Origin of the sequence: Streptomyces sp. NPDC059224 (assembly GCF_042754285.1) — a bacterium.
GTDB lineage: Bacteria > Actinomycetota > Actinomycetes > Streptomycetales > Streptomycetaceae > Streptomyces.
Map to the genome: position 1 here is coordinate 25,814 of NZ_JBHZAN010000014.1, position 22,466 is coordinate 48,279.

Annotated in this window: 19 protein-coding genes; 11 read left to right on the forward strand and 8 right to left on the reverse strand. The window is 67.5% G+C overall.

Annotation, left to right across the window (positions count from 1 at the left end):
* Positions 1-194 precede the first annotated feature (194 nt).
* The 6 genes from typA (at position 195) to ACFXI4_RS16725 (ending at position 8,958) form a co-directional block, all read left to right on the forward strand.
* The gene (gene typA / locus ACFXI4_RS16700; RefSeq protein WP_384991154.1) at positions 195-2,102 is read left to right on the forward strand and encodes a translational GTPase TypA; all 1,908 of its coding nucleotides are present in this window, start codon (positions 195-197) and stop codon (positions 2,100-2,102) included.
* A gap of 633 nt (positions 2,103-2,735) precedes the next feature.
* The gene (locus ACFXI4_RS16705; RefSeq protein ID WP_384991156.1) at positions 2,736-3,776 is read left to right on the forward strand and encodes an ABC transporter permease; all 1,041 of its coding nucleotides are present in this window, start codon (positions 2,736-2,738) and stop codon (positions 3,774-3,776) included.
* A gap of 100 nt (positions 3,777-3,876) precedes the next feature.
* Complete coding sequence (locus ACFXI4_RS16710; protein ID WP_384991159.1) at positions 3,877-5,679, forward strand: ABC transporter substrate-binding protein; 1,803 nt, start codon at positions 3,877-3,879, stop codon at positions 5,677-5,679.
* A gap of 96 nt (positions 5,680-5,775) precedes the next feature.
* A complete protein-coding gene (locus ACFXI4_RS16715) occupies positions 5,776-6,753 on the forward strand; it encodes an ABC transporter permease (protein ID WP_384991162.1) in 978 nt (325 codons plus the stop codon).
* A gap of 20 nt (positions 6,754-6,773) precedes the next feature.
* The gene (locus ACFXI4_RS16720; RefSeq protein ID WP_384991164.1) at positions 6,774-7,835 is read left to right on the forward strand and encodes an ABC transporter ATP-binding protein; all 1,062 of its coding nucleotides are present in this window, start codon (positions 6,774-6,776) and stop codon (positions 7,833-7,835) included.
* A gap of 13 nt (positions 7,836-7,848) precedes the next feature.
* On the forward strand, positions 7,849-8,958 hold the full coding sequence (locus ACFXI4_RS16725) for an ABC transporter ATP-binding protein (protein WP_384991166.1): 1,110 nt from the start codon (positions 7,849-7,851) through the stop codon (positions 8,956-8,958).
* Here ACFXI4_RS16725 and ACFXI4_RS16730 read toward each other — a convergent pair.
* Positions 8,955-9,713: a class I SAM-dependent methyltransferase gene (locus ACFXI4_RS16730; RefSeq protein WP_384991169.1), complete on the reverse strand. Its 759-nt coding sequence runs from the start codon at positions 9,711-9,713 to the stop codon at positions 8,955-8,957. The genes ACFXI4_RS16725 and ACFXI4_RS16730 overlap by 4 nt on opposite strands.
* Before the next feature lie 66 nt (positions 9,714-9,779).
* Here ACFXI4_RS16730 and ACFXI4_RS16735 point away from each other — a divergent pair, with 66 nt between their 5' ends.
* Complete coding sequence (locus ACFXI4_RS16735) at positions 9,780-10,172, forward strand: VOC family protein (protein WP_384991172.1); 393 nt, start codon at positions 9,780-9,782, stop codon at positions 10,170-10,172.
* On the opposite strand, the gene ACFXI4_RS16740 is transcribed toward ACFXI4_RS16735, so the two are convergent.
* On the reverse strand, positions 10,160-10,357 hold the full coding sequence (locus ACFXI4_RS16740) for a DUF397 domain-containing protein (protein WP_384991174.1): 198 nt from the start codon (positions 10,355-10,357) through the stop codon (positions 10,160-10,162). The genes ACFXI4_RS16735 and ACFXI4_RS16740 overlap by 13 nt on opposite strands.
* A 9-nt stretch (positions 10,358-10,366) precedes the next feature.
* Positions 10,367-11,218, reverse strand: a complete 852-nt coding sequence (locus tag ACFXI4_RS16745) for a helix-turn-helix domain-containing protein (protein ID WP_384991177.1) — start codon at positions 11,216-11,218, stop codon at positions 10,367-10,369.
* Positions 11,219-11,412: 194 nt separating this feature from the next.
* Between ACFXI4_RS16745 and ACFXI4_RS16750 the strand changes: the two genes are divergently transcribed.
* Genes ACFXI4_RS16750 through ACFXI4_RS16760 form a run of 3 tightly spaced genes read left to right on the forward strand, consistent with a single transcriptional unit; the run spans position 11,413 to position 14,101 of the window.
* The gene (locus tag ACFXI4_RS16750) at positions 11,413-11,820 is read left to right on the forward strand and encodes an ATP-binding protein (protein ID WP_384991179.1); all 408 of its coding nucleotides are present in this window, start codon (positions 11,413-11,415) and stop codon (positions 11,818-11,820) included.
* The gene (locus ACFXI4_RS16755; RefSeq protein WP_384991182.1) at positions 11,820-12,734 is read left to right on the forward strand and encodes a hypothetical protein; all 915 of its coding nucleotides are present in this window, start codon (positions 11,820-11,822) and stop codon (positions 12,732-12,734) included. Before ACFXI4_RS16750 ends, ACFXI4_RS16755 begins: the two co-directional genes overlap by 1 nt.
* Before the next feature lie 44 nt (positions 12,735-12,778).
* Positions 12,779-14,101 carry an MFS transporter gene (locus ACFXI4_RS16760; RefSeq protein WP_384991184.1) on the forward strand — a complete coding sequence of 441 codons (1,323 nt, stop codon included), beginning with the start codon at positions 12,779-12,781 and terminating at the stop codon, positions 14,099-14,101.
* 134 nt (positions 14,102-14,235) lie between these two features.
* On the opposite strand, the gene ACFXI4_RS16765 is transcribed toward ACFXI4_RS16760, so the two are convergent.
* From ACFXI4_RS16765 to ACFXI4_RS16785, 5 genes are all read right to left on the reverse strand, one after another.
* The gene (locus tag ACFXI4_RS16765) at positions 14,236-15,279 is read right to left on the reverse strand and encodes a dipeptide ABC transporter ATP-binding protein (RefSeq protein WP_362713038.1); all 1,044 of its coding nucleotides are present in this window, start codon (positions 15,277-15,279) and stop codon (positions 14,236-14,238) included.
* Positions 15,280-15,303: 24 nt separating this feature from the next.
* Positions 15,304-16,341, reverse strand: coding sequence for an ABC transporter ATP-binding protein (locus ACFXI4_RS16770; protein WP_362713040.1), 1,038 nt, complete (start codon positions 16,339-16,341; stop codon positions 15,304-15,306).
* A gap of 48 nt (positions 16,342-16,389) precedes the next feature.
* Positions 16,390-17,370 carry an ABC transporter permease gene (locus ACFXI4_RS16775; protein WP_362713042.1) on the reverse strand — a complete coding sequence of 327 codons (981 nt, stop codon included), beginning with the start codon at positions 17,368-17,370 and terminating at the stop codon, positions 16,390-16,392.
* Positions 17,371-17,466: 96 nt separating this feature from the next.
* A complete protein-coding gene (locus ACFXI4_RS16780) occupies positions 17,467-19,224 on the reverse strand; it encodes an ABC transporter substrate-binding protein (protein ID WP_384991187.1) in 1,758 nt (585 codons plus the stop codon).
* An 82-nt stretch (positions 19,225-19,306) separates the two neighbouring features.
* Positions 19,307-20,335, reverse strand: a complete 1,029-nt coding sequence (locus ACFXI4_RS16785; RefSeq protein ID WP_384991189.1) for an ABC transporter permease — start codon at positions 20,333-20,335, stop codon at positions 19,307-19,309.
* Positions 20,336-20,839: 504 nt separating this feature from the next.
* Between ACFXI4_RS16785 and ACFXI4_RS16790 the strand changes: the two genes are divergently transcribed.
* Positions 20,840-22,465: an ABC transporter substrate-binding protein gene (locus tag ACFXI4_RS16790; RefSeq protein WP_384991192.1), complete on the forward strand. Its 1,626-nt coding sequence runs from the start codon at positions 20,840-20,842 to the stop codon at positions 22,463-22,465.
* Position 22,466 lies beyond the last annotated feature (1 nt).

Here is a 22,466-nt window from a genome sequence, read left to right on the forward strand (position 1 = left end):
CCTGATCGTGCTGGTCGCGACCGTGCGGCTCAGCCGGTCGGTGACACCGCCCACGCCCCTGTGGGGCGGCCCGGCGAGCCCACCCTGGTTGGTGCCCGTACCATGGGGTGAGGCCGTGGCGTGTTCAGCCCGGCAGGGTCCGCGTAACACCGACGTACGCGCTGGCCTTCCTCACACTCCGGGAGTACGCCTTAATGGCCACGCGCCACGACATCCGCAACGTCGCCATCGTCGCCCACGTCGACCACGGCAAGACGACCCTTGTCGACGCCATGCTGAAGCAGGCCGGCGCCTTCGCCGCGCACGCCGCAGAGTCGCTCGACGATCGCATGATGGACTCGAACGATCTGGAGCGTGAGAAGGGCATCACGATCCTGGCCAAGAACACGGCCGTGAAGTACCACCCGAAGGACGGTGGCGAGGTCGTCACCATCAACATCATCGACACCCCGGGCCACGCCGACTTCGGCGGCGAGGTCGAGCGCGGTCTGTCGATGGTGGACGCGGTCGTGCTGCTCGTCGACGCGTCCGAGGGCCCGCTGCCCCAGACCCGTTTCGTGCTGCGCAAGGCCCTCCAGGCCAAGCTGCCCGTCATCCTGTGCATCAACAAGACGGACCGCCCCGACTCGCGCATCGACGAGGTCGTCAACGAGACGTACGACCTCTTCCTCGACCTCGACGCCGACGAGGACCAGATCGAGTTCCCCATCGTCTACGCCTGTGCGCGTGACGGTGTGGCCTCGCTGACCAAGCCGGAGAACGGCACGGTCCCGCAGGACAGCGACAGCCTGGAGCCGTTCTTCTCCACGATCCTGTCCCACGTCCCGGCCCCCGAGTACGACGAGGCCGCCCCGCTCCAGGCGCACGTCACCAACCTGGACGCCGACAACTTCCTCGGCCGTATCGCGCTGCTCCGGGTCGAGCAGGGCGAGCTGCGCAAGGGCCAGACCGTCACCTGGATCAAGCGTGACGGCACGATGTCCAACGTCCGCATCACCGAACTGCTGATGACCGAGGCGCTCACCCGCAAGCCCGCCGAGGTGGCGGGGCCGGGTGACATCTGCGCGGTCGCCGGTATCCCGGACATCATGATCGGCGAGACCCTCGCCGACCCCGAGAACCCGATCCCGCTGCCGCTGATCACGGTCGACGAGCCCGCGATCTCGATGACCATCGGTACCAACACCTCGCCGCTGGTCGGCCGCGGCGGCACCGGCAAGGGCGCCGACGCGAAGTCGGCCGTCAAGGACCGCAAGGTCACCGCCCGCCAGGTCAAGGACCGCCTCGACCGCGAGCTGATCGGTAACGTCTCGCTGCGCGTCCTCGACACCGAGCGTCCGGACGCCTGGGAGGTCCAGGGCCGTGGTGAGCTGGCGCTCGCCATCCTGGTCGAGCAGATGCGCCGTGAGGGCTTCGAGCTGACCATCGGCAAGCCGCAGGTCGTCACCCAGCAGATCGACGGCAAGACGTACGAGCCCGTCGAGCGCATGACGATCGACGTCCCCGAGGAGCACATGGGCGCGGTCACGCAGCTCATGGGTGTCCGCAAGGGCCGGATGGACAACATGTCCAACCACGGCTCGGGCTGGGTCCGGCTGGAGTTCGTCGTCCCGTCCCGCGGTCTCATCGGCTTCCGTACCGAGTTCCTGACCAACACGCGCGGCACCGGCATCGCCCACTCCATCCACGAGGGCCACGAGCCGTGGTTCGGTGTCCTGACGACCCGTAACAACGGCTCGCTCGTCGCCGACCGCGCCGGCGCCGTCACCGCGTTCGCGATGACGAACCTCCAGGAACGCGGCGTGCTGTTCACGGACCCCGGCACCGAGGTGTACGAGGGCATGATCGTCGGCGAGAACTCTCGCGCCGACGACATGGACGTGAACATCACCAAGGAGAAGAAGCTCACCAACATGCGGTCGTCGTCGGCCGACTCGTTCGAGGCGATCGTCCCGCCGCGCAAGCTCTCCCTGGAGCAGTCGCTGGAGTTCTGCCGTGACGACGAGTGCGTCGAGGTGACTCCCGAGGCCGTTCGCATCCGCAAGGTCGTCCTCGACCAGAAGGAGCGCGGCCGCACCGCCAGCCGCGCCAAGCACGGCTGATCGCAGGACATCGAAGCCCGGGTGCCCCCATCATGGGGGTGCCCGGGCTTTTTGCAACCCGTTTTCTGGTGGCCGAGAGTGGACCGGCTTCGGTCAGTGTCCGAAATGCGGAGATCCTCGCCCGATACCCATGTAACAAGTCCGTTTCGTGGCCTTCTCGCGGCGAACAGTTTGTCCATTTTTCGGAAGAACTTGGCATCAGCTGTGACTGAATTGAGATTTAAAGACAGTGGTCGGCACCTGGCGCATGGCAGATAGTTAGCCGCGTAGCGCTCGGGTCAATGGGTCACGCGCTGTGGGGACAGCGCCGGCTCACGAGCATCAGGGGGCGTCTGGCCCTCCGTCAGGGGTGTCGGAGGGTATGGGCGGAAGCCTCCTGTTGGTGAACACGTGAAGTCATGAGGAGGAACTCCCATGCGTGGTGTCACGAACACCAGGTGGGTCGCACTCGCGCCATCAGGTCATTCCTGCGTCGACAACTGTTCGTCCGGCGACCGATTCTGAGGATCCGTCCGGCCGTGTAGCGCGGCCGTTCGACTACGCGCGTCCGACTGCGGTTTCCCGCCGCGTCTGCGTGCGTTCCTCGGGCTACCCGGAAGCCCCTCACACCCACACCTGTGAAACGGACGAACAGTGACCAGTCCTATCGACATCGAGGACGGCGGGACCCCGGTCGTCGCCGAGGGCGAACCCGTGCCCCCTGCGAAGCCCGGAGCGGACCAGCTCGCGGGCCGGTCTCCCGGCCGGCTGATGTGGATCCGCTTCAAGCGGGATCGCACGGGCGTAGTCTGCGCGGTCATCGTGCTCGCGTACTTCGTGATCTCCCTGGCGGCGCCGCTGCTGACGAAGCTCTCCGGCACCAATCCGTACACCCTGTACGGCCAGGATCCCACCTACGCGGACAAGCCGGTCCTGGACGAATTCGGGCTGCCGCTCGGCTACTTGGGCGGCGTCTCGGGCGACCACTGGTTCGGCGTCGAGCCGCAGTACGGCCGTGATCTGTACGCCATGCTGCTGTACGGCATGCGGACCTCGCTGTTCATGGCGCTCGGCATCACCGTGCTCGTCATGGTCACCGGTGTCGTCATCGGCCTGGTCGGCGGCTACTTCGGCGGCCGTACCGACTACTGGGTCGGCCGGGTCACGGACTTCTTCCTGTCCTTCCCGCAGCAGCTGTTCTTCATCGCCTTCATGCCCGTGGTCACCTCGTTCTTCGTGGACCCGCGTGAGGAGACGCCCACCTACTTCCGGGCCCTGGCCATGCTGATCGTGCTGTGGCTGCTGGGCTGGATGGGCATGGCGCGTCTGGTCCGCTCCACCGTGCTGTCCCTGCGGGAACGGGAGTTCGTGGAGGCGGCCCGGGTTTCGGGGGCCTCGCCCTGGCGGATCGTCCGCAAGGAGATCCTGCCGAACGTCGTGACGCCGATCCTGGTGCAGTTCACGTACACGCTCCCCAGCACCATCCTCAGTATCGCCTTCCTCTCCTTCGCGGGTGTCGGGTTCGTGGAGCCCACCCCGGACTGGGGGCGTCTCTTCGCCGCCGGCGCGCAGTACGCCGAGCAGGACCCCGCGTTCATGTTCTTCCCGGGCGTCGCTCTGGTGATCTTCGTCCTGAGCTTCAACCTCCTCGGAGACTCCGTTCGGGACGCGTTCGACCCCAAGTCCGGGCGATAGGACGTCCCTTGGGTGGGGGTGGCTGCCGCCCCCGTCGGCCTCACGGCCGGCGTCCGGCAGTACTCAGGGATCACAACCGACAAATAGGTGGATTCGCCACATGATGTCTCATCGCTCACTGCTCTCCCGCAGAGCGCGCACCCTGGTGGTCGCCGTCGCGGCCGGCTCCCTCGCGCTCACCGCCTGCTCCAAGAACGAGGGCGGCAAGTCCGGGACCGACTCGAAGAAGGATCAGAAGGAGGCCGCCGTCCAGTCCAAGGCGGTCACCTACCTGGACGCGGCCGCCTCCACCGGGCCCGCGAAGGACGTGCCCGGAGCAAAGAGCGGCGGCACCGTCCAGATCTTCCAGGAGACCCCGCTCACCCACCTGGACCCGGGCCAGATCTACGTCTCCGACGCCGGCCAGATCGCCAACCTGCTCTTCCGCCGCCTGACCCAGTTCCAGGAGGACGACAAGGGCAACGTCTCGGTCGTCGGCGACCTCGCCACCGACTCCGGCAAGTCCACCGACGGCGGCAAGACCTGGACCTTCACCCTGAAGGACGGGATCAAGGACCAGAACGGCAACGCGATCACCTCGGCGGACGTCCGGCACAGCGTCGAGCGCCTGTACGCGAAGTTCATCTTCGACGGCCCCACCTACCTCCAGACCTGGCTGAGCGGCGCCGACTACCGCAAGGCGCTGCCCGACGGCGGCTTCGGCTCCAAGCACCTGCCGGCCTCGGTCCTGGACACCCCGGACGCCAAGACGGTCGTCTTCCACTTCGACACCCCGCGCACCGACCTGCCGCAGACCCTGGCCATGGCGGGCTACGCGATCGTCCCGGCGAAGACCGACACCAAGGCCAACTACGACAAGGCCCCGGTCTCCACCGGCCCGTACAAGATCGCCTCGTCGAAGTCCGGCAAGTCCCTGGTGCTGGCGAAGAACACCAACTGGGATCCGAAGACCGACTCCGTGCGCCACCAGTACGTCGACGGCTTCAACTTCGCCTTCGGCGTCACCGAGTCCACCCAGACCAAGCGGCTCATCGCCGACCAGGGCGACTCCAAGAACGCCATGCAGTTCACCGGCAGCGTCGACGCCACCCAGATCCAGGACGTCGTCAAGAACCCCGAGACGTACAAGCGGACCATCAAGGGCTACCAGCCGTACGTCATGACGCTCACGTTCAACCTGGACCGGGTCAAGGACAAGAAGGTCCGCGACGCCATCACCTACGCGGTCAACTCCAAGTCCCTGATCGCCGGCGAGGGCGGTGCCTACGGCGGTGACGTCGCCCCGAACCTGTTCGCGCCCACCCTGCCGGGCTACGAGGCGACGTACGACCCCTACGGCCGGCTGAAGACCCCGCAGGGCAACATCGCCAAGGCCAAGGAGATCCTCAAGGGCGTGCCGGCCGCCGAGAAGAAGGTCGTCTTCGCCTACGCCAACACCGAGGCGGGCCAGCGCCGCAAGGTGGCCATCGAGGACGCGCTCACCAAGGTCGGCTTCGACGTCGTCTCCAAGGAGGTCGACGGCGCCAGCTACTACGAGCAGATCGGCAAGCTCGACAACCCGTACGACATGTACATCAGCGGCTGGGGCCAGGACTGGCCGTCGCCGGGCACGGTCGTCACGCCGATCTACGACGGTGACCAGGTCGCCGACGGCTCCGCCAACTACTCGCACATCAACGACCCCAAGGTCCAGGAGCTGATCAAGAAGGCGCTGACCCAGGAGCCCACCGAGGCCGCGAAGACCTGGCGCGACGCGCACCACTACATCCTGGAGAAGGTCAACCCGGCCGCCCCGCTCTGGTACACCAAGCAGCTCCAGCTGTTCGGTTCCAACATCGGCGGCGCCCGCTACAGCAGCGTCTCCAGCTACATCGACGTCACCAGGATCTACCTGAAGTCGTAACGGCTGTGCGACCGCGGGGGCGTCCGGCGCCCCCGCGGTTTCCTGCGACCCTCCACACTCGTCCTTGCAGTCCTTGCAGAGAGCAGCCTGGCCGTCATGATCCAGTTCATCGTCCGGCGCGCGGTGGGCGCCGCCGTCACCCTGTTCCTCATCGGCGCGGCGACCTTCTTCCTGTTCGTCGCCGCCCCCTCCGACTACGCCTCCCTGGCCTGCGGCAAGGACTGCTCGCCCGCGCGGCTGCACGACATCCGGGAGGCGCTGGGCCTCAACCTGCCGCTGGCGCAGCAGTTCTGGGACTTCATGTCCGGCATCGTGAGGGGCCGTGACTTCCCGACCGGCCACTGCTCGGCCCCGTGCCTGGGCATCTCGTTCTACTCGGGCGACATGGTGTGGAGCACCATCATGGACCGCTTCCCGCTCACCCTGACGCTGACCGCCGGTGGCGCGATCGTCTTCCTCGTCGTGGGCGTCGGCGCGGGCATGATCGCCGCCTACCGCCGGGGCACGTACATCGACAAGTTCGCCACCGGTGCCTCGATGGTGCTCAGCTCCTTCCAGATCTACTTCCTCGGTCCGATCGTCCTGACCGTCCTCGTCTACAGCACCGGCTTGATGGAGGACCCCAAGTACGTGCCGATCACCGAGGACCCGGTCGGCTGGTTCGTCGGCATGTCGATCCCGGTGTGCGTGATGGCGACCATCTTCACCGCCCAGTACACCCGTATGGCACGGTCCTCGATGATCGAGCAGCTCGCCGAGGACAGCATCCGCACGGCCAAGGCCAAGGGCATGTCCCGCAGCTACGTCTTCTTCCGCTACGCCTGGCGGGGTTCGCTCATCCCGATCGTCACCGTCTTCAGCATCGACCTCAGCGCCCTGCTGGGCGGGGCCGTCGTCACCGAACTGACCTTCTCACTCCAGGGGATCGGCCGGCTCGCGGTGGACGGTGCGGTCAACAAGGATCTGCCGCTGACGATGGGCGTGATGCTGTTCGGCGCCTTCTTCATCCTGATCATCAACATCTTCACCGACATCACGTACGCGTGGATCGACCCGCGCATCCGCCTCTCTTAGGACCCTTAGGAAGCGACACCGTGACCACAGTGACCAAACCAGAGGGCGCACCGGCGGCGAACGCGCCGGACGGCTTCCTCTCGGTCCGCGATCTCCAGGTGACGTTCTCCACGGAGGACGGTCCCGTGAAGGCGGTCGACGGGCTCTCCTTCGACCTGATGCGCGGCAGGACCCTCGGCATCGTCGGCGAGTCCGGCTCCGGCAAGTCCGTCACCAACCTGACGATCCTCGGCCTGCACAACCCGCTGTTCACGAAGATCGACGGCGAGATCGTGCTCGACGGCAAGGAGCTGATCACCGCCACCGAGAACGAGATGGAGCGGCTGCGCGGCAACCGGGCCGCGATGATCTTCCAGGACCCGCTGACCGCGCTGTCCCCCTTCTACACGGTGGGCCGGCAGATCGCCGAGCCCTACATGAAGCACAAGCGGGTCTCGAAGCGGGCGGCGTGGGAGCGTGCGGTCGAGATGCTGGCGAAGGTGGGCATCCCCAACCCCCGGGAGCGGGCGAAGGACTACCCCCACCAGTTCTCCGGAGGCATGCGCCAGCGCGCCATGATCGCGATGGCACTGATCTGCGACCCCGACCTGCTGATCGCCGACGAACCGACGACGGCCCTGGACGTGACGGTCCAGGCGCAGATCCTGGATCTGCTGAAGGACCTGCAACAGGAGTTCGGCTCCGGCATCATTTTCATCACCCACGACCTGGGGGTGATCGCCGACATGGCCGACGACATCATGGTGATGTACGCGGGGAGCGCGGTGGAGCGCGGCACGGTCCGGGAGGTCATGCGCACACCGCAACACCCGTACACCTGGGGCCTGCTGAACTCGATGCCGAGGCTGGACTCCGACCTTTCGACCCCCCTGAGCCCGATCCCGGGCACGCCGCCGTCGCTCCTGAACCCTCCCTCCGGCTGCCGTTTCCATCCCCGCTGCACCTTCCAGGACCGGGTCGGCGGTACCCGCTGCGTCACCGAACGCCCGCTGCTGGCCCCCGACCGCGCCTCGGCCTGCCATCTCACGGCGGACCAGAAGCAGACCATCTTCATCGAAGAGATCAAGCCCCGACTGGGCTAGGAGACGACACGTCATGACCCAGGACACGATCCTTCCCGCCCCGCGTGAGGCCGCCGTCGGGGAACCGCTGCTCGAAGTCTCCGGACTGACCAAGTACTTCCCGGTCAAGGGCGGCTTCCCGATCCGGCGGACGGTCGGGCACGTCCAGGCCGTGGACGGCATCGACCTGACCGTACGGGTGGGGGAGAGCTTCGGACTGGTCGGCGAGTCGGGCTGCGGCAAGTCGACCACGGGCCGCCTGATCACCCGCCTCCTGGAGCCGACCAGCGGTTCGATCGCGTACCGGGGCAAGGACATCAGCCGTGCCACGCGCAGGCAGCTGGCGCCGATCCGCTCCGAGATCCAGATGATCTTCCAGGACCCGTACTCGTCGCTGAACCCCCGCCAGACCGTCGGCAAGATCATCTCGGGTCCGATGGAGATCAACGGGATTCAGCCGGAGGGCGGCCGGGAGAAGCGCGTACGGGAGCTGCTGGAGATCGTCGGTCTCAACCCCGAGCACTTCAACCGTTTCCCGCACGAGTTCTCCGGCGGCCAGCGCCAGCGCATCGGCGTCGCCCGCGCCCTCGCGCTGGAGCCGAAGCTGATCGTGGCGGACGAGCCTGTCTCGGCCCTGGACGTCTCGATCCAGGCCCAGGTGGTGAACCTCCTCCAGCAGGTGCAGCGGGAACTGGGCATCGCCTTCCTCTTCATCGCCCACGACCTGGCGGTGGTACGGCACTTCTCCCAGCGGGTCGCGGTGATGTACCTCGGCAAGATCATCGAGGTCGGTGACCGGGACGCCATCTACAACCGGCCGCGTCACCCCTACACCCACGCCCTGCTCTCGGCGGTGCCGGAGGTCAACCTCTCGGACGACGAGGACGCGGTGGGCCGCGAGCGCATCCGCCTCGCCGGCGACGTCCCGTCCCCGATCTCCCCGCCGTCCGGCTGCCGCTTCCGCACCCGTTGCTGGAAGGCCGAGGACAAGTGCGCGACGGAGGAGCCGCCGCTGGTCCAGATCTCGGGCAACCGGGAAGGCCACCTGACGGCCTGCCACTTCCCGGAGGAGCCGACGACGGAGGCGAGGGACGAGGACATCGTCCTGGACCCGGCGCTGCTGGCGCTGGAGGAGGACGACTAGACGGGTCGCGCGACGGTGATGATCTCGGGGCTGGCGGAGGTGAGCGGGCCCCGGGACCAGTCGCCGTGCTGTTCCGCCACCTGGAGACCCGCGTCCGTGAGGAAACCGGCGAGGGCGTCGGGGCCGAGGAAACGCAGGGTGGCGCGGCACACCTGGGGCCGCGGCCAGGGGGAGCCGTCGTACGTCTCGGTGAAGGTCACCCGGTCCCCGGCCGGGGACCCCTCGACCTCGTGCCAGACCCGGACCGCACGGCCGTCCGCGTCGGTGACGTGGTGCACGCGGTCGGGGGTCCAGCGCTCCCAGGCACGGGCGCCGGGGTTGCGGGTCTCGAAGACGAAGCGGCCGGTGGGGGAGAGGGCGCGGCGGACCGCGTCCAGTGCGATCCGCAGCTCCTCGTCGGTCAGCAGCACCTGGAAGGCGTGACCGGTCATCACGACGAGGTCGAAGCCGGGGCCGTCCCAGAGCCGGGCACGGAGATCACCGAGGATCCATTCGACGGTCGGGTCGGCCTGCCGCCCCTGCACGAGCATCGCGGCCGCCGGATCGAGCCCCGCCAGCCGGCCCTCGTGCCCCGCTCCACGAGCCCGCCGCAGCAGCCGCCCGGTACCGCAGCCGACGTCGAGCACGGAGCCGGCGCCCATGACGAGATCCAGATAGAAGTCGTCACCCGGCCCCCACGGGTTGAGGCTGTCGTACAGCGCGGCGAGCGAAGGATTCGCGAACGAATGATCGACCACCGCGGCAGTCTGCCACATGATGTTGAACGAAAGGTCAGGAACAGCTTTCTTCTTGACCTTCCCTCAACTTTCCCTGGAGCACGGGTGCTTCATCACATTGAGCTGTGGGTGGCAGACCTGGACCGGGCCGCGGAGTCCTGGGGCTGGCTGCTCGGACGGCTGGGCTGGGCGCCGTACCAGGACTGGCCGGCGGGCCGCAGCTGGCGGCACGGATCGACGTATCTCGTGATCGAGCGGTCACCGGCACTGCGGGGCGCCGACGCCGGGCACGACCGGATGCGCCCGGGCCTCAACCACCTGGCCTTCCACGCGGCCGACCGGGCGACGGTGGACGCGCTGGCGACGGAGGCCCCCGCACACGGCTGGTCGCTGCTCTTCACCGACCGCCATCCGTACGCAGGCGGCCCCGGGCACTACGCGGCGTACCTGGAGGACGACGCCGGGTTCGAGGTGGAGCTGGTGGCTCAGGATGGATGAGGGGCGGTGGCCTTCAGCGCGTCGAGGAACGGGGCGAAGGCGGTGACGGGGAAGGTGAGGGCGGCTCTGGTGGGGGCTTTGGAGTCGCGGATGGATATGTGGGCCGGGCGGGGGGCGACCTCGACACAGTTGTTGCCGTCGCCGCTTCCCGAGTAGGACGATCTCTGCCAGTTGTCAGGGTTCATGGTCGGCCCTCACAGCTCTTTCCTCAGGTTGTGGATGAAGTCGCGCGACCGTTCGGGGTCGAGGGATGCGAACTCCACTTTACGGAAGAGCGTTCGAAAGGCGCTGAGTTGGGCCTCGCAGCCGATGAATCCCGCGCCGTGAGGCGCATCGCGTACCGCCGTGTCCAGCCTGGGTACGGCGCCACCCGCGTACATCATGGCGTTCGTGGCTCCAGCGAAGTCGTCCAGGTCGAACGGAATGACCCGCACGGTGATGTGGGGTGCTTCGGAGAGCTCAAGGATGCGGTCGAGTTGGACGCGCGCGGCTGCGCGGTCGCAGACCCTGATGCGCAGGGCCGCCTCGTGGATTACGGCCTTGTAGGGGACACGGGCCGGTTCCTCGATGACGACCTTGCGTTCCAGGCGGTGGCGAACGCGCAGTTCGACGTCGTCTGCGGGGAGTTCGGGGACACGGTAGGAGAAAATGGCGCGGGCGTAGTCCTCGGTCTGGAACAAGCCAGGGATGTGCAGGAACTCGACATCCAGGCGATACGAGGAGTGGTACTCCAACTCGGCGAGATCCAGGAACGAGGTCGGCAGCGAACCGCGGTACTTCTCCCACCAGCCGCGGGTCCGATCGGTAGCGATGGCCACCAGTGCCTCGACCAACTCGGCGTCCGTACAGGAGTAGTGAGACGCCAGTCGTCGCACGCGCTCCTCGCTCACGCCGGCTGTGCCGAATTCGATCTGACTGATCTGGGCGGAGTCCGTTCCGAGCAGTGACGCAGCCTCGAGTCCCTTGAGTCCTGCGGCTTCGCGGAGCCGACGCAGTTCGGAACCCAGACGCTCTTGCCGAGCTGTGGGCTGCTTCCTGCGTGTCATGTCTTCCCCCTCGCGGTGAACTGCCCCAGAGCAGCACATCTTTCGAGGGCAGATTACGGCAGCGACTTGCGTCGTCCCAAATTAGGTCTCTACCGTCGGTGACGCCAAGTACACGCTGCGCAAGTGCGCCGCAAGGTCGCCCCGTAATGCCGCCGCGCCTGAAATCCCCTTCTTCCGACCGGAGTTGATGACGCATGTCCGAAACCTGGGACTACACGCTGTCCGTTCCCAACGACCTCAGAGCCGTCACGATCTGCCGCCGCACCCTCCGCCTGATCCTGACGATGCACGGGCTCATCGCCGTCGCGGACACCGCGGAGCTGCTGGCGGCGGAGCTGGTCTCCAACGCCGTACGGCATACGAAGGGGCCGGCGGCGCTGCGGGTACGGCGTTCTGCGGAGGGCGTCGTGTGGATCGGGGTGTGGGACGCGGATCCCGTGCCTCCGGAGCCGCCGGGGAGGTTGGAGGCGGTGGCGGGCCTTGATGAGGCGGGACGGGGGCTGGGCCTGGTGGTGGCGTGTGCCGACTGCTGGGGCTGGCAGCCGTCTTCCCGGTTCGGGGACCGGGGCAAATACGTGTGGTGTGAGTTGGGGGTGGCGTGATGGTGGGGCCGACGCACGAGGCGTTGCACCGGATCTTCCAGAAGGACCCGGGGCTGTTGACGCACGCGTTGCAGCGGGTGCTGGGCGTGCCGTTCCCGGAGCCGCGGGAGATCGCGGCGATGAACGTGGATCTGACGGAGATCGAGCCGGTCGAGCGTCGGGTGGACACGTTGCTGCGGGCGGAGACGGACGAGGGGACGTATCTCCTGGCCGTCGAGTCGCAGGGGAAGGCGGACGAGCGTAAGCGGGGGAGTTGGCCGTACTACCTGTCATATCTGTATGAGAAGTACCGGTGTGAGCCGGTGCTGATCGTGATTACGCAGAGCAGTGCGACGGCGCGGTGGGCGGCCCGGCCGATCCAGCTGGGGCTGCGCGGGTGGGAGTCGCTGACGGTGCGTCCGCTGGTGCTGGGGCCGGACAACGTGCCGGTGATCGCGGATGTACGGGAGGCGGAGAACGACGTACCTCTTGCGGTGCTTTCGGCGATGACGCATGGGCGGGGTCGGCAGGCCCCGGCCATACTGGAATCGCTGGCGGCCGCACTGAAAACCATTGACCGTGACAGCGCCGCGGTCTTCGTGCAGTTCGTCGACTCGTGCCTGGTTGATCCTCAGGCGAGGCAGATGTGGAGGGACCTGATGACGGCTATCCAGTACTTCTGGCGACACCCGCTGGCGGAGCAGGTGCGGGAGGAGGGCCGGGAGGAGGGCCGGGAGGAGGGCCGGGAGGAAGGCCGAGCCGAGGCCAAGGCCGAGATGGTCCTCCGGATTCTGGAGTGGCGGGGCGTCCCGGTGACCGATCCCGTGCGGGAGCGGGTGCACGCCTGTACCGACCTGGACCGGCTGGAGGCATGGGCGCAGCGCGCCATGCACGTCACCGACGCTGTGGAACTGTTCGCCGAGGAGGGCCCGTAGGGCGGGGAGAGGGGCCCGAGCCACAGGGCGTAGGGTGCGCGTCCATGTCCGTCGCTGACCACACCCCTTCCCTGCTCCGCAACGCCGGCTTCGTCCGGCTGGCACTGGCCCGGATCATCTCCGTCCTCGGCAACGGGTTCGCCCGGATCGCGCTGGCCTTCGCGGTGCTCTCGCTGCCCGGTGCGAGCCCTGGAAAACTCTCGCTGGTCGTCGCCTGCCAGGCGGTCCCGCAGCTCGCTCTGGTCCTGGTCGGCGGTGTGATCGCCGACCGGGTCTCCCGCTCCGGGCTGATGGCCGCGGCGGACGTGCTGGGCGCTCTTTCCTACGGCGGGCTGGCGGCGATGGTGCTCAGCGGCCACGCCCCCGTCGCCGCGCTGTGCGCACTGGCCGTCACGGCCGGCATCGCGTCGGCCCTGTTCGGGCCCGCGATGGACGGGGTCATCCCGCGGCTGGTGCCGTCCGAGGCGCTCCAGCGGGCCAACGGCCTGCTGAGGGTCGGTACCAACACCTCCCTGCTGCTGGGCCTGGCCCTCTCGGGCGTGACCGTGGCCTGGGTCGGGGCCGGCTGGGCGCTGGCCCTCAACGGCCTGTCGTTCGTCGTCAGCGCGGCCCTCACCGTCCCGCTGCGGCTGAGCCGCCGGCCACGGAAGGCCGCCTCGGGCTGGGCCGATCTGCGCGAGGGCTGGCAGGAGTTCGCCTCCCGCCAGTGGCTGTGGGTGGTCGTCGTCCAGTTCTCCGTGGTGGTCGCCGCCATGAACGCCAACGCCGGTGTCCTTGGACCGCTGGCCGCGAGCGCCCACTTCGGCGGGGCCCGTGCCTGGTCGCTGGTGGTGGGGGCGCAGGCGCTGGGGGCCGTGGCCGGCGCCGGGATCGCGGGCCGTACCCGGGTGGGCCGGCCGATCCTGGCGGCGGTCCTGTTCACCCTGCCCGCGGCCCTGCCGCCCGTCCTCCTCGGGGGCGGGGCGCCGCTGTGGGCCGTCGCGGTGGGCGCCTTCGCCGCCGGTGTCAGCCTGGACTTCTTCGGTGTGCTGTGGTCCACGACCATCCAGCGCGAAGTCCCCGAGGAGGCGCTGTCCCGGGTCAGTTCCTACGACTGGTTCGGCTCGCTCACCCTCGCCCCGCTCGGCCTGGCCGTCGCGGGCCCCGCCGCCGACGCGTTCGGCACCGACCGGATGCTGGAGGTCTGCGCGGTCCTGATCGTCACCGCGACGCTCGCCGCACTCCTGTCCCCTGCGGTGCGGTCGCTGCGGGCACCGCAGGCGGGGCGGCCGGAGCCCTGTGAGACCGGTACGGCGACACCGACGGCCTCGCCGCAGACCGGCCCGGCGCTGCCCGGGACCGGTGCGGGCGACGCCACACCCACCTGAGCGGGGAGGCCATGAGAAGGGCCCGCACCTGGGGAGGTGCGGGCCCTTGCTCCCCTGGAGCGGACGATCAGGGCTCGGGTCAATGGGCCGGTGAAGGTCCGTTCCGCAGGCGGCGGCTGACGGAAAGGGGTGTGTCAGGCCGCTGCCTCGGGGTCCTTGGAGAGGCGCGGGGCGGGAACCATGTCCCGGACCTCAGGGTAGTGGCACGCGGTCAGGTGACCGGGCTTGTTGCCCTCGGCCTGGACCAGCGGCGGGGCCTCCGTCGCGCACTTCTCCGTCGCCTTCCAGCAACGCGTGCGGAAACGGCAGCCGGACGGCGGGTTGATCGGGGACGGGACGTCACCGACCAGACGGATCCGCTCGCGCGGCTCCACGTCCACCGTCGCCTCGGGCACGGCGGACAGCAGCGCCCGCGTGTAGGGGTGGCGCGGGTTCTCGTACAGGTCCTCGCGGTCGGCGATCTCCACGATCTTGCCGAGGTACATCACCGCGACGCGCTGCGAGAAGTGCCGCACGATCGCGAGGTCGTGCGCGATGAAGACGAACGCGATGCCGAGTTCCTTCTGCACCTTCTGCAGAAGGTTCACGACCTGGGCCTGGATCGAGACGTCCAGGGCCGAGACCGGCTCGTCCGCCACGATCAGCTTCGGCTCCAGCGCGAGGGCGCGGGCGACGCCGATGCGCTGGCGCTGGCCGCCGGAGAACTCGTGCGGGAAACGGTTGAAGTGCTCGGGGTTCAGGCCGACGATCTCCAGGAGCTCGCGGACCCGGGCCTCGCGGCCGCCGGGCGGGTTGATGTCGTTGATCTCCATCGGACCCGCGATGATCTTGCCGACCGTCTGGCGCGGGTTGAGGGACGCGTACGGGTCCTGGAAGATCATCTGGATCTCGGACCGGATCGGCGCCAGCTGCCTGCGGCCCGCGTGCGTGATGTCCTGCCCGCGGTAGGAGATCTTGCCGCCGGTCGGCTCCAGCAGGCGGGTGATCAGCCGGCCGGTGGTCGACTTGCCGCAGCCCGACTCGCCGACCAGGCCCAGGGCCTCGCCCTCGGCGACCTGGAAGTCCAGGCCGTCGACGGCCTGCACCGCGCCGACCGTCCGCTTGATCGGGAAGCCGCCCTTGATCGGGAAGTGTTTGGTCAGCCCGGAGACGTCCAGGAGGGGGTTCGTGTTGCTCATGATCGTGAAGTCCCGTCTTGTCCGTCAGTTGTGGCTGGTCGCCGCGTAGTCGGCGAAGAGATCGTCACGCCGGCTCAGCTCCAGGTGGCAGGCGGAGCCGCGGCCCTCGGTCAGCTGGAGCAGCGGCTGCTCGGTGGAGCACCGGTTGCCCGGCACCTTGTCCGCGAACGCGCACCGCGGGTGGAAACGGCAGCCCGTGGGCGGGTTGAGCAGCGACGGCGGTGAACCGGGGATCGGCGACAGCGGGACGTCGACCGGTCCGTCGAGGCTCGGCATGGAGTTGAGCAGGCCCAGCGTGTACGGGTGCTGCGGCGCGCCCAGCACCTGCTTCTTGGTGCCGCGCTCCACGCAGCGGCCGCCGTACATCACCAGGACGTCGTCGGCGATGTCGGCGATGACACCGAGGTCGTGGGTGATGAAGATGATCGCCGTGCCGAACTCCTGCTGGAGGTCCTTGAGGAGGTCCATGATCTGGGCCTGGACCGTCACGTCGAGCGCGGTGGTGGGCTCGTCCGCGATCAGCAGCTCCGGGTCGCAGACCAGGGCCATCGCGATCATCGCCCGCTGGCGCATACCGCCGGAGAACTGGTGCGGGTAGTCGTCCACCCGCACGTCCGGCTGGGGGATCCCGACCCGGCGCAGCATCTCGATCGCCCGCGCCCGGGACTCCTTCTTGGAGGCACCGGTGTGCTTGCGGTACACCTCGGAGATCTGCGTGCCGATGGTGTGGTACGGCGACAGCGAGGCCAGCGCGTCCTGGAAGATCATCGACATCTTGTTGCCGCGCAGCTTCTCCAGCTCCCGCTCGGAAGCCGTGAGCAGCTCCTTGCCGTCGAGCAGGATCTCGCCGTCGATCTGGGTGCGGGCGGGGTCGTGCAGACCCAGGATCGTCAGGTTGGTGACGGACTTGCCGGAGCCCGACTCGCCCACGATGCCGAGTGTCTGGCCCTTGACGAGGTCGAAGCTGAGCCCGTCGACGGCCTTGACGATGCCGTCCTCGGTGGAGAAGTGGACTTTGAGGTCCTTGACGGAGAGGAACGGCTGCTGATCGGTGCTCGTCACGGTGACGCTCCTGGGGGGTGATGCGAGAGGTAGGGGGTGGGGCGGAGGTCAGGCGAGCCGGATCCGCGGGTCGATGAGGGCGTAGACGGCGTCGACGACGATGTTGAAGAGCACGATCGCGCCGGCGGACAGCAGGGTCACGCCGAGAACCATGGGCAGGTCGCTCTGTTCCACGGACTTCAGTGCGAGCTGTCCCACGCCCTGGAGGCTGAAGACGGTCTCGGTGATGATCGCGCCGCCGACGAGGGTGGCGAGGTCGATGCCGAAGATCGTGACGATCGGACCCATGGCACCGCGCCAGGCGAACCGGAAGAAGACGTTGCGCCGGGACAGACCCTTGGCCCGGGCCGTGCGCACGTAGTCCTCGCTGAGCGTCTCGACCAGCTGCGAGCGCGTCATACGGGTGTAGTTGGCGGTCCAGATGAGGGCCAGCACCAGCCACGGCAGCAGCAGGCCGGAGGCCCACTCGAACGGGTCCTGGGTGAGGGGGGTGTAGGACGGGTTGTCCAGGATGCCGAGCTTGGCGACGAGGAAGTACATCGCGATGTAGCCGACGAAGTAGATCTGCATCGAGGAGGCGATCAGCGACGCCGAGCTGGCGACCTTGTCCTGCCACTTGCCCTGCTTCACGGCGGCCAGCATGCCGGAGCCGATGCCGAAGATCAGGAAGACGACGGCCGATCCGAAGGCGAGCGACAGGGTCAGCGGAAGCCGGTCCATGATCGTGCCGAGGACGGGCTCGCGGTTGGCGAACGAGTACCCGAGGCACGGCGCGCTGCAGTTGCCGAAGTCGCCGTAGCTGCGTCCGACGAAGATGCCCTTGAGCCAGTACCAGTACTGGACCGGAACCGGGTGGTCGATGCCCAGGTTGTGCCGGACCTGCGCGAGCATGTCGGGCGTGCAGTTCTTGCCGCAGGACATCGTGGCGGGGTCACGCGGGATGGCGTAGAAGAGCCAGAAGGTGACGGCGCTGATGATCAACAGGATGACCAGCGCGCCGAAGACTCGGCGGACAAGGAAGCGGAACATGGGTGGTGACTTTCCGGACGGGGCGCCGTCGCCGGGGTGAGGGGGTGGGCCGTAGGGGGGCGGCCGGTCGCGGCCGCCCCCCGAGGGTCTGTGCGCTTACTTCTTGACGTACAGCTTGCAGAGCGCGACGCAGGTGTTGCCGGCGTCGTAGACGACGTTGCCGATCTTGGATCCGTACATCCAGTTACGGATGGAGTGGTAGTCCGGAACGACCGCCGCGAGCTCCATGATCTGCTTGTCGATGTCACCCCAGGCCTTGTTGGCCTCGTCGACGTCGGCGATCTTGGCGGCCGCGTCGATCGCCTTGTTCACGCTCGGGTCGTTCAGCTGGGCGTAGTTGCTGCGGCCGTCGCCGATGTTCTTGCCGCTCCAGCAGGGGTAGAAGACCGAGTAGCCGTTCGGCCAGTCCGGGCTCCAGCCGGCCGCGAACAGGTCGTAGCCGTTGTCGATCTTGCCGATCTGGGTGTAGAAGGTGGTCTTGTCGACCTGCTGGTTGACGACCTGGAAGCCGGCCGCCTCAAGGGCGTTCTTGATGGCCACGGCCTGCTTCACCGCGTTGTCCGACTGCTGGTAGGCGATGACCAGCTTCTGGCCGACCTTGCCGGCCTCCTTCAGCAGGGCCTTGGCCTTCTCCGGGTCGCCACCGGGCTTGGTGGTCACGCCGTACAGGTCGAACTTCTTGTAGCCGGGGGTCACCGGGCTGAGGATGGTGCTGGCCAGCTCGCTGGTGGAGGCGCCACCGCGGATGGTCTGCAGCTGCTGGTGCGGCCACGCCCAGTTGATCGCCTGGCGGACCTTGACGTCCTTGATCCGGGTCATGTTGATCGGCCAGTAGTAGGTGACCGTGTCGACCTGGGTGAGGACGCGCTTCTTCAGCGAGGCGTTGGTGAGGACCTGCGCGGTGCGCTCGGCGGCGACCTCGTTGAAGATCGACATCGCGTACTGGTCGTTGCCCTTGTCCGCGATGTAGCGGTCCGTGGAGGCGACCGGCTGGAAGCCGAACTGGAAGATGTACTTGTCCGGGTACGCGTTGCGGATCGCGTCCGTGGCCGGGTCCCAGTGCTCGTTGCGCACGTAGGTCATCGACTTGCCGATGCTGCGGCTGTCGATCTTGTAGGGGCCGAGGGAGTACGGACGCTTGTCGTACTTCTCCTTGGTGTCCTTCTTCTTGTTCACCAGGCCGTAGCCCGGCATGCCCAGCGTGTAGTTGAAGTCGGTGCGGGCCTCGTTGAGCGTGAAGGTGATCGTCCGGCCGGAGACCTCGATCGAGGCGAGCTTCTTGCCGTCGTAGGGGCCCTTGTACTTGTCGCCGCCGGCCAGCCACTGCTGGACGTAGCGGGGACCCTCGGTGACGAAGGAGGCGAAGAGACGCTCGAAGGTGTGGCGGACGTCGTCCATGGACAGCTCGGTGCCGTCCTCCCACTTGACGCCTTCCTTGATCGTGAACGACCAGGTCTTGCCGCCGTCCTTCATGGTGCCGGCGTCGGTCGCGACGTCGCCGACGAGCGTGGCGCCGCCCTTGTCGTCGACCTTGTAGCCGGTCAGGCCGCGCAGGATCGGGCGGGTGATGGCGCCCTCGGTGGAGACGTAGATCTGCGCCGGGTCCAGGTGGTCCATGTCGAACTGGTCGAGCGAGTAGACCGTGCCGCCCTTGACCGCACCCGCGACCTCGGGCGCCGGGCCCGTGGAGTCCGCCTTGGTCCCGACCGGGATGTTCATGGTCTTCGCCGTGGAGACGGAGGGGACCTTGGACGAGCCCTTGCTGTCGTCACCGCTGCTGCAAGCGCTCAGCACGGTCGTGGAGGCCGCAGCCACACCGGTGGCGATCAGGAAGTTTCTGCGAGAAAAAGACATGCTGAGCCTGCCTATAGGGGTCAATTCGGATGGTCGGAACCAGCCGGACGTCATCGAACCGGGCCGGGTGGAACAGGGATCGCTACCGCTTGGACTTCGGGTCGAGCGCGTCGCGCACCGAGTCACCGAGCAGGTTGAAGGCCAGGACGAAGATCACCATGGAGACGCCCGGGAAGAGCATGAAGGTGATGTCCTGGGTGTAGAACTGCGCGCCTCGGCCGATCATCACGCCCCAGTCGGGGGTCGGATCGATCATGCCTACGCCGAGGAAGGCGAGGCCCGCCTCCGCGGTCACGAAGGCCGGCAGCAGCAGGGTGGACTGGATGATGATCGGAGTCCAGAGGTTGGGCAGCAGTTCCTTGAACACGACACGCATCGGTGACGCGCCCGTGACCTTGGCCGCCTCGACGAACTCCCGTTCGCGCAGGCCGAGCACCTGTCCGCGGAGCAGTCGGGCGATGGAGGCCCAGCCGAAGGCGGACAGCACGAGGATCAGCGCGGTGGCGCGGAGCCAGGTCGGGATGTTCTCGTCGGGAGCGACGAAGAAGCCGAAGACGACCGGCATGAACGCGATGAAGAACAGCGTGGACGGGAACGACAGCAGGATGTCGATGATCCGGCTGACGAGGTAGTCCGTCTTGCCGCCCAGGTAGCCCGCCGTCACACCGATCACGACGCCGAGGACCGTGGTGAGCAGGGCGGCGGCCGTCGCGATGCCGAGGGAGTTGCGGATGGCGTACAGCAGGAACGTGAAGACGTCCCGGCCCAGCTGGGGCTCGATGCCGAACCAGTACTCCGAGCTCATGCCGCCGTTGGGCCCCGCGGGGTACGAGAAGGCGTCGAGCAGCTCGGGGTGCAGGGTGGTGTAGGTCGTGTACGGGTTCTTGCCGTACAGCTTCGCGATGATCGGCGCGGCTGCGCCGATCACGAAGAAGAAGATCACGACGTAAGCGGATATAACGCCCGTCCGGTCGCGCTTGAAGCGCTTCCAGGCCAGGCGGCCCGGCGACCTGCTCTCGCTGCCCTTCGAGCCGTCCGAAGCGGTGGGCTTCTTGCCGGTCTCTTCGGTCACCTCGAGCGGGGCAGCCGCGGATGGAGTTGGGGGGGTCATGGTGCTCCTGGCCCAAGGGAGGGTCTGATGACTCCGCAGGGCACTCCCCTACGGGCTACGCCGGACTTTTTCAACGCAATTCATTCAAGGTCAATAAATTCTCGGGCGGCTTGAGTTTCTCTTTACCTTCTTTGCCTGGTCTTGACCGTTCCGTAGCTACGCGGGTAGCACCTCGTAATCACTCCGTGCTTTAGTTCGGACCATTCGGGCTAAACGGGCAAGGAGTTCGTTATGCGGACGCGAGTGTGCCGAAATGCGTACATCGACAGGTCGCAATCCAACGTTTCGGCATCGTTACGCGTAGATCCATTGCGCCCCGCAGGCAAGATCCTCAAGCGCCTCCGGGAGGCCGCCTGCAATCGGGTGACGTGTCCCCCTAAAGGTCGTCATGGGGCTCCTGGAGGGCCGCCGTTCGGGGCAGTGGGTGAGCAATATCGACCGATTGGGTCGATATTGACCGGTAATGCACGATTCACGGATCATCCTTCACGGAGGAGGCACGCCATGCGTTCAGCCACGCACGCCCGATGGGCGGCCTGCGCGGTGGTGACGGCGCTCGCCGCAACGGCCTGCGGGGGCGGCGGCGGGGGCGGCGGGGGCGAGAGCGGCGTGCTCAGCTCCTCCTGGGGCGACCCGCAGAACCCCCTGGAGCCGGCCAACACCAACGAGGTCCAGGGCGGCAAGGTCCTCGACATGATCTTCCGGGGTCTGAAGAAGTACGACCCGAAGACCGGCAAGGCCCAGGACATGCTCGCCCAGAAGATCGACACGAGCGACTCGCAGAACTACACGATCACCGTCAAGGACGGCTGGACCTTCTCCAACGGCGAGAAGGTGACCGCCCGCTCCTTCGTCGACGCCTGGAACTACGGAGCGAGTCTCAAGAACAACCAGAAGAACGCCTACTTCTTCGGTTACATCGAGGGATACGACAAGGTCCATCCCGAGACCGGCAGCCAGAGCGCCGAGGCGCTCTCCGGGCTGAAGGTCGTCGACGACAAGACCTTCACGGTGAAGCTGAACCAGAAGTTCTCCAGTTTCCCCGACACCCTCGGTTACGCGGCCTTCGCCCCGCTGCCCCGGTCCTTCTTCACCGACCACGCGGGCTGGCTGGCGCAGCCGGTCGGCGACGGCCCGTACGCCATCGAGTCCTACACCAAGGGATCGCAGATGTCCCTGAAGAAGTGGGACGGCTACCCCGGTGCCGACAAGGCGCAGAACGGTGGAGTGACGCTCAAGGTCTACACCGACAGCGACACCGCCTACACCGACCTCATCGCCGGCAACCTCGACCTCGTCGACGACGTTCCCGCCTCACAGCTGAAGAACGTCAAGAACGATCTCGGTGACCGTTACATCAACACCCCGGCCGGCATCATCCAGACGCTCGCCTTTCCCTACTACGACAGCGCCTGGAACAAGAGCGGATCGGACAAGGTCCGTACCGGCCTTTCCATGGCCATCAACCGGAAGCAGATCACCGACACCATCTTCCGGAACACCCGCACCCCGGCCACCGACTGGACCTCGCCGGTGCTCGGCACGGCGGGAGGTTTCAAGGAGGGGCTGTGCGGGAGCGCCTGTGACTACGACCCGGACCAGGCCAAAGCGCTGATCCAGGAGGGCGGCGGGCTGCCCGGCGGACAGCTCAAGATCACGTACAACGCCGACACCGGCTCGCACAGGATGTGGGTGGACGCCGTGTGCAACTCCATCAACAACGCGCTCGGCAACGACAAGGCGTGCGTCGGGAATCCGGTGGGCACTTTCGCCGACTTCCGCAATCAGATCGGCCAGCACAAGATGGCCGGGCCGTTCCGCGCGGGCTGGCAGATGGACTACCCGCTCATCCAGAACTTCCTCCAGCCGCTCTACTACACCAACGCCTCCTCCAACGACGGCAAGTGGTCCAACAAGGACTTCGACACACTCGTCGACCAGGCCAACGCCGAGACCGACACCGCCAAGGCCGTCTCCACCTTCCAGAAGGCGGAGGAGGTCGTCCGCGACAACATGGCCGCCATTCCGCTCTGGTACCAGAACGGCAGCGCCGGCTACTCCGAGCGCCTCTCGAACGTGGCCCTCAACCCGTTCAGCGTCCCCGTGTACAACGAGATCAAGGTCAGCTGAC

Coding starts and splice junctions, on each gene's coding strand:
- typA (WP_384991154.1), top strand. CDS start 195: ATGGCCACGCGCCACGACATCCGCAACGTCGCCATCGTCGCCCACGTC.
- ACFXI4_RS16710 (WP_384991159.1), top strand. CDS start 3,877: ATGATGTCTCATCGCTCACTGCTCTCCCGCAGAGCGCGCACCCTGGTG.
- ACFXI4_RS16715 (WP_384991162.1), top strand. CDS start 5,776: ATGATCCAGTTCATCGTCCGGCGCGCGGTGGGCGCCGCCGTCACCCTG.
- ACFXI4_RS16725 (WP_384991166.1), top strand. CDS start 7,849: ATGACCCAGGACACGATCCTTCCCGCCCCGCGTGAGGCCGCCGTCGGG.
- ACFXI4_RS16730 (WP_384991169.1), bottom strand. CDS start 9,713: ATGTGGCAGACTGCCGCGGTGGTCGATCATTCGTTCGCGAATCCTTCG.
- ACFXI4_RS16740 (WP_384991174.1), bottom strand. CDS start 10,357: ATGAACCCTGACAACTGGCAGAGATCGTCCTACTCGGGAAGCGGCGAC.
- ACFXI4_RS16745 (WP_384991177.1), bottom strand. CDS start 11,218: ATGACACGCAGGAAGCAGCCCACAGCTCGGCAAGAGCGTCTGGGTTCC.
- ACFXI4_RS16750 (WP_384991179.1), top strand. CDS start 11,413: ATGTCCGAAACCTGGGACTACACGCTGTCCGTTCCCAACGACCTCAGA.
- ACFXI4_RS16755 (WP_384991182.1), top strand. CDS start 11,820: ATGGTGGGGCCGACGCACGAGGCGTTGCACCGGATCTTCCAGAAGGAC.
- ACFXI4_RS16760 (WP_384991184.1), top strand. CDS start 12,779: ATGTCCGTCGCTGACCACACCCCTTCCCTGCTCCGCAACGCCGGCTTC.
- ACFXI4_RS16765 (WP_362713038.1), bottom strand. CDS start 15,279: ATGAGCAACACGAACCCCCTCCTGGACGTCTCCGGGCTGACCAAACAC.
- ACFXI4_RS16775 (WP_362713042.1), bottom strand. CDS start 17,370: ATGTTCCGCTTCCTTGTCCGCCGAGTCTTCGGCGCGCTGGTCATCCTG.
- ACFXI4_RS16780 (WP_384991187.1), bottom strand. CDS start 19,224: ATGTCTTTTTCTCGCAGAAACTTCCTGATCGCCACCGGTGTGGCTGCG.
- ACFXI4_RS16785 (WP_384991189.1), bottom strand. CDS start 20,335: ATGACCCCCCCAACTCCATCCGCGGCTGCCCCGCTCGAGGTGACCGAA.
- ACFXI4_RS16790 (WP_384991192.1), top strand. CDS start 20,840: ATGCGTTCAGCCACGCACGCCCGATGGGCGGCCTGCGCGGTGGTGACG.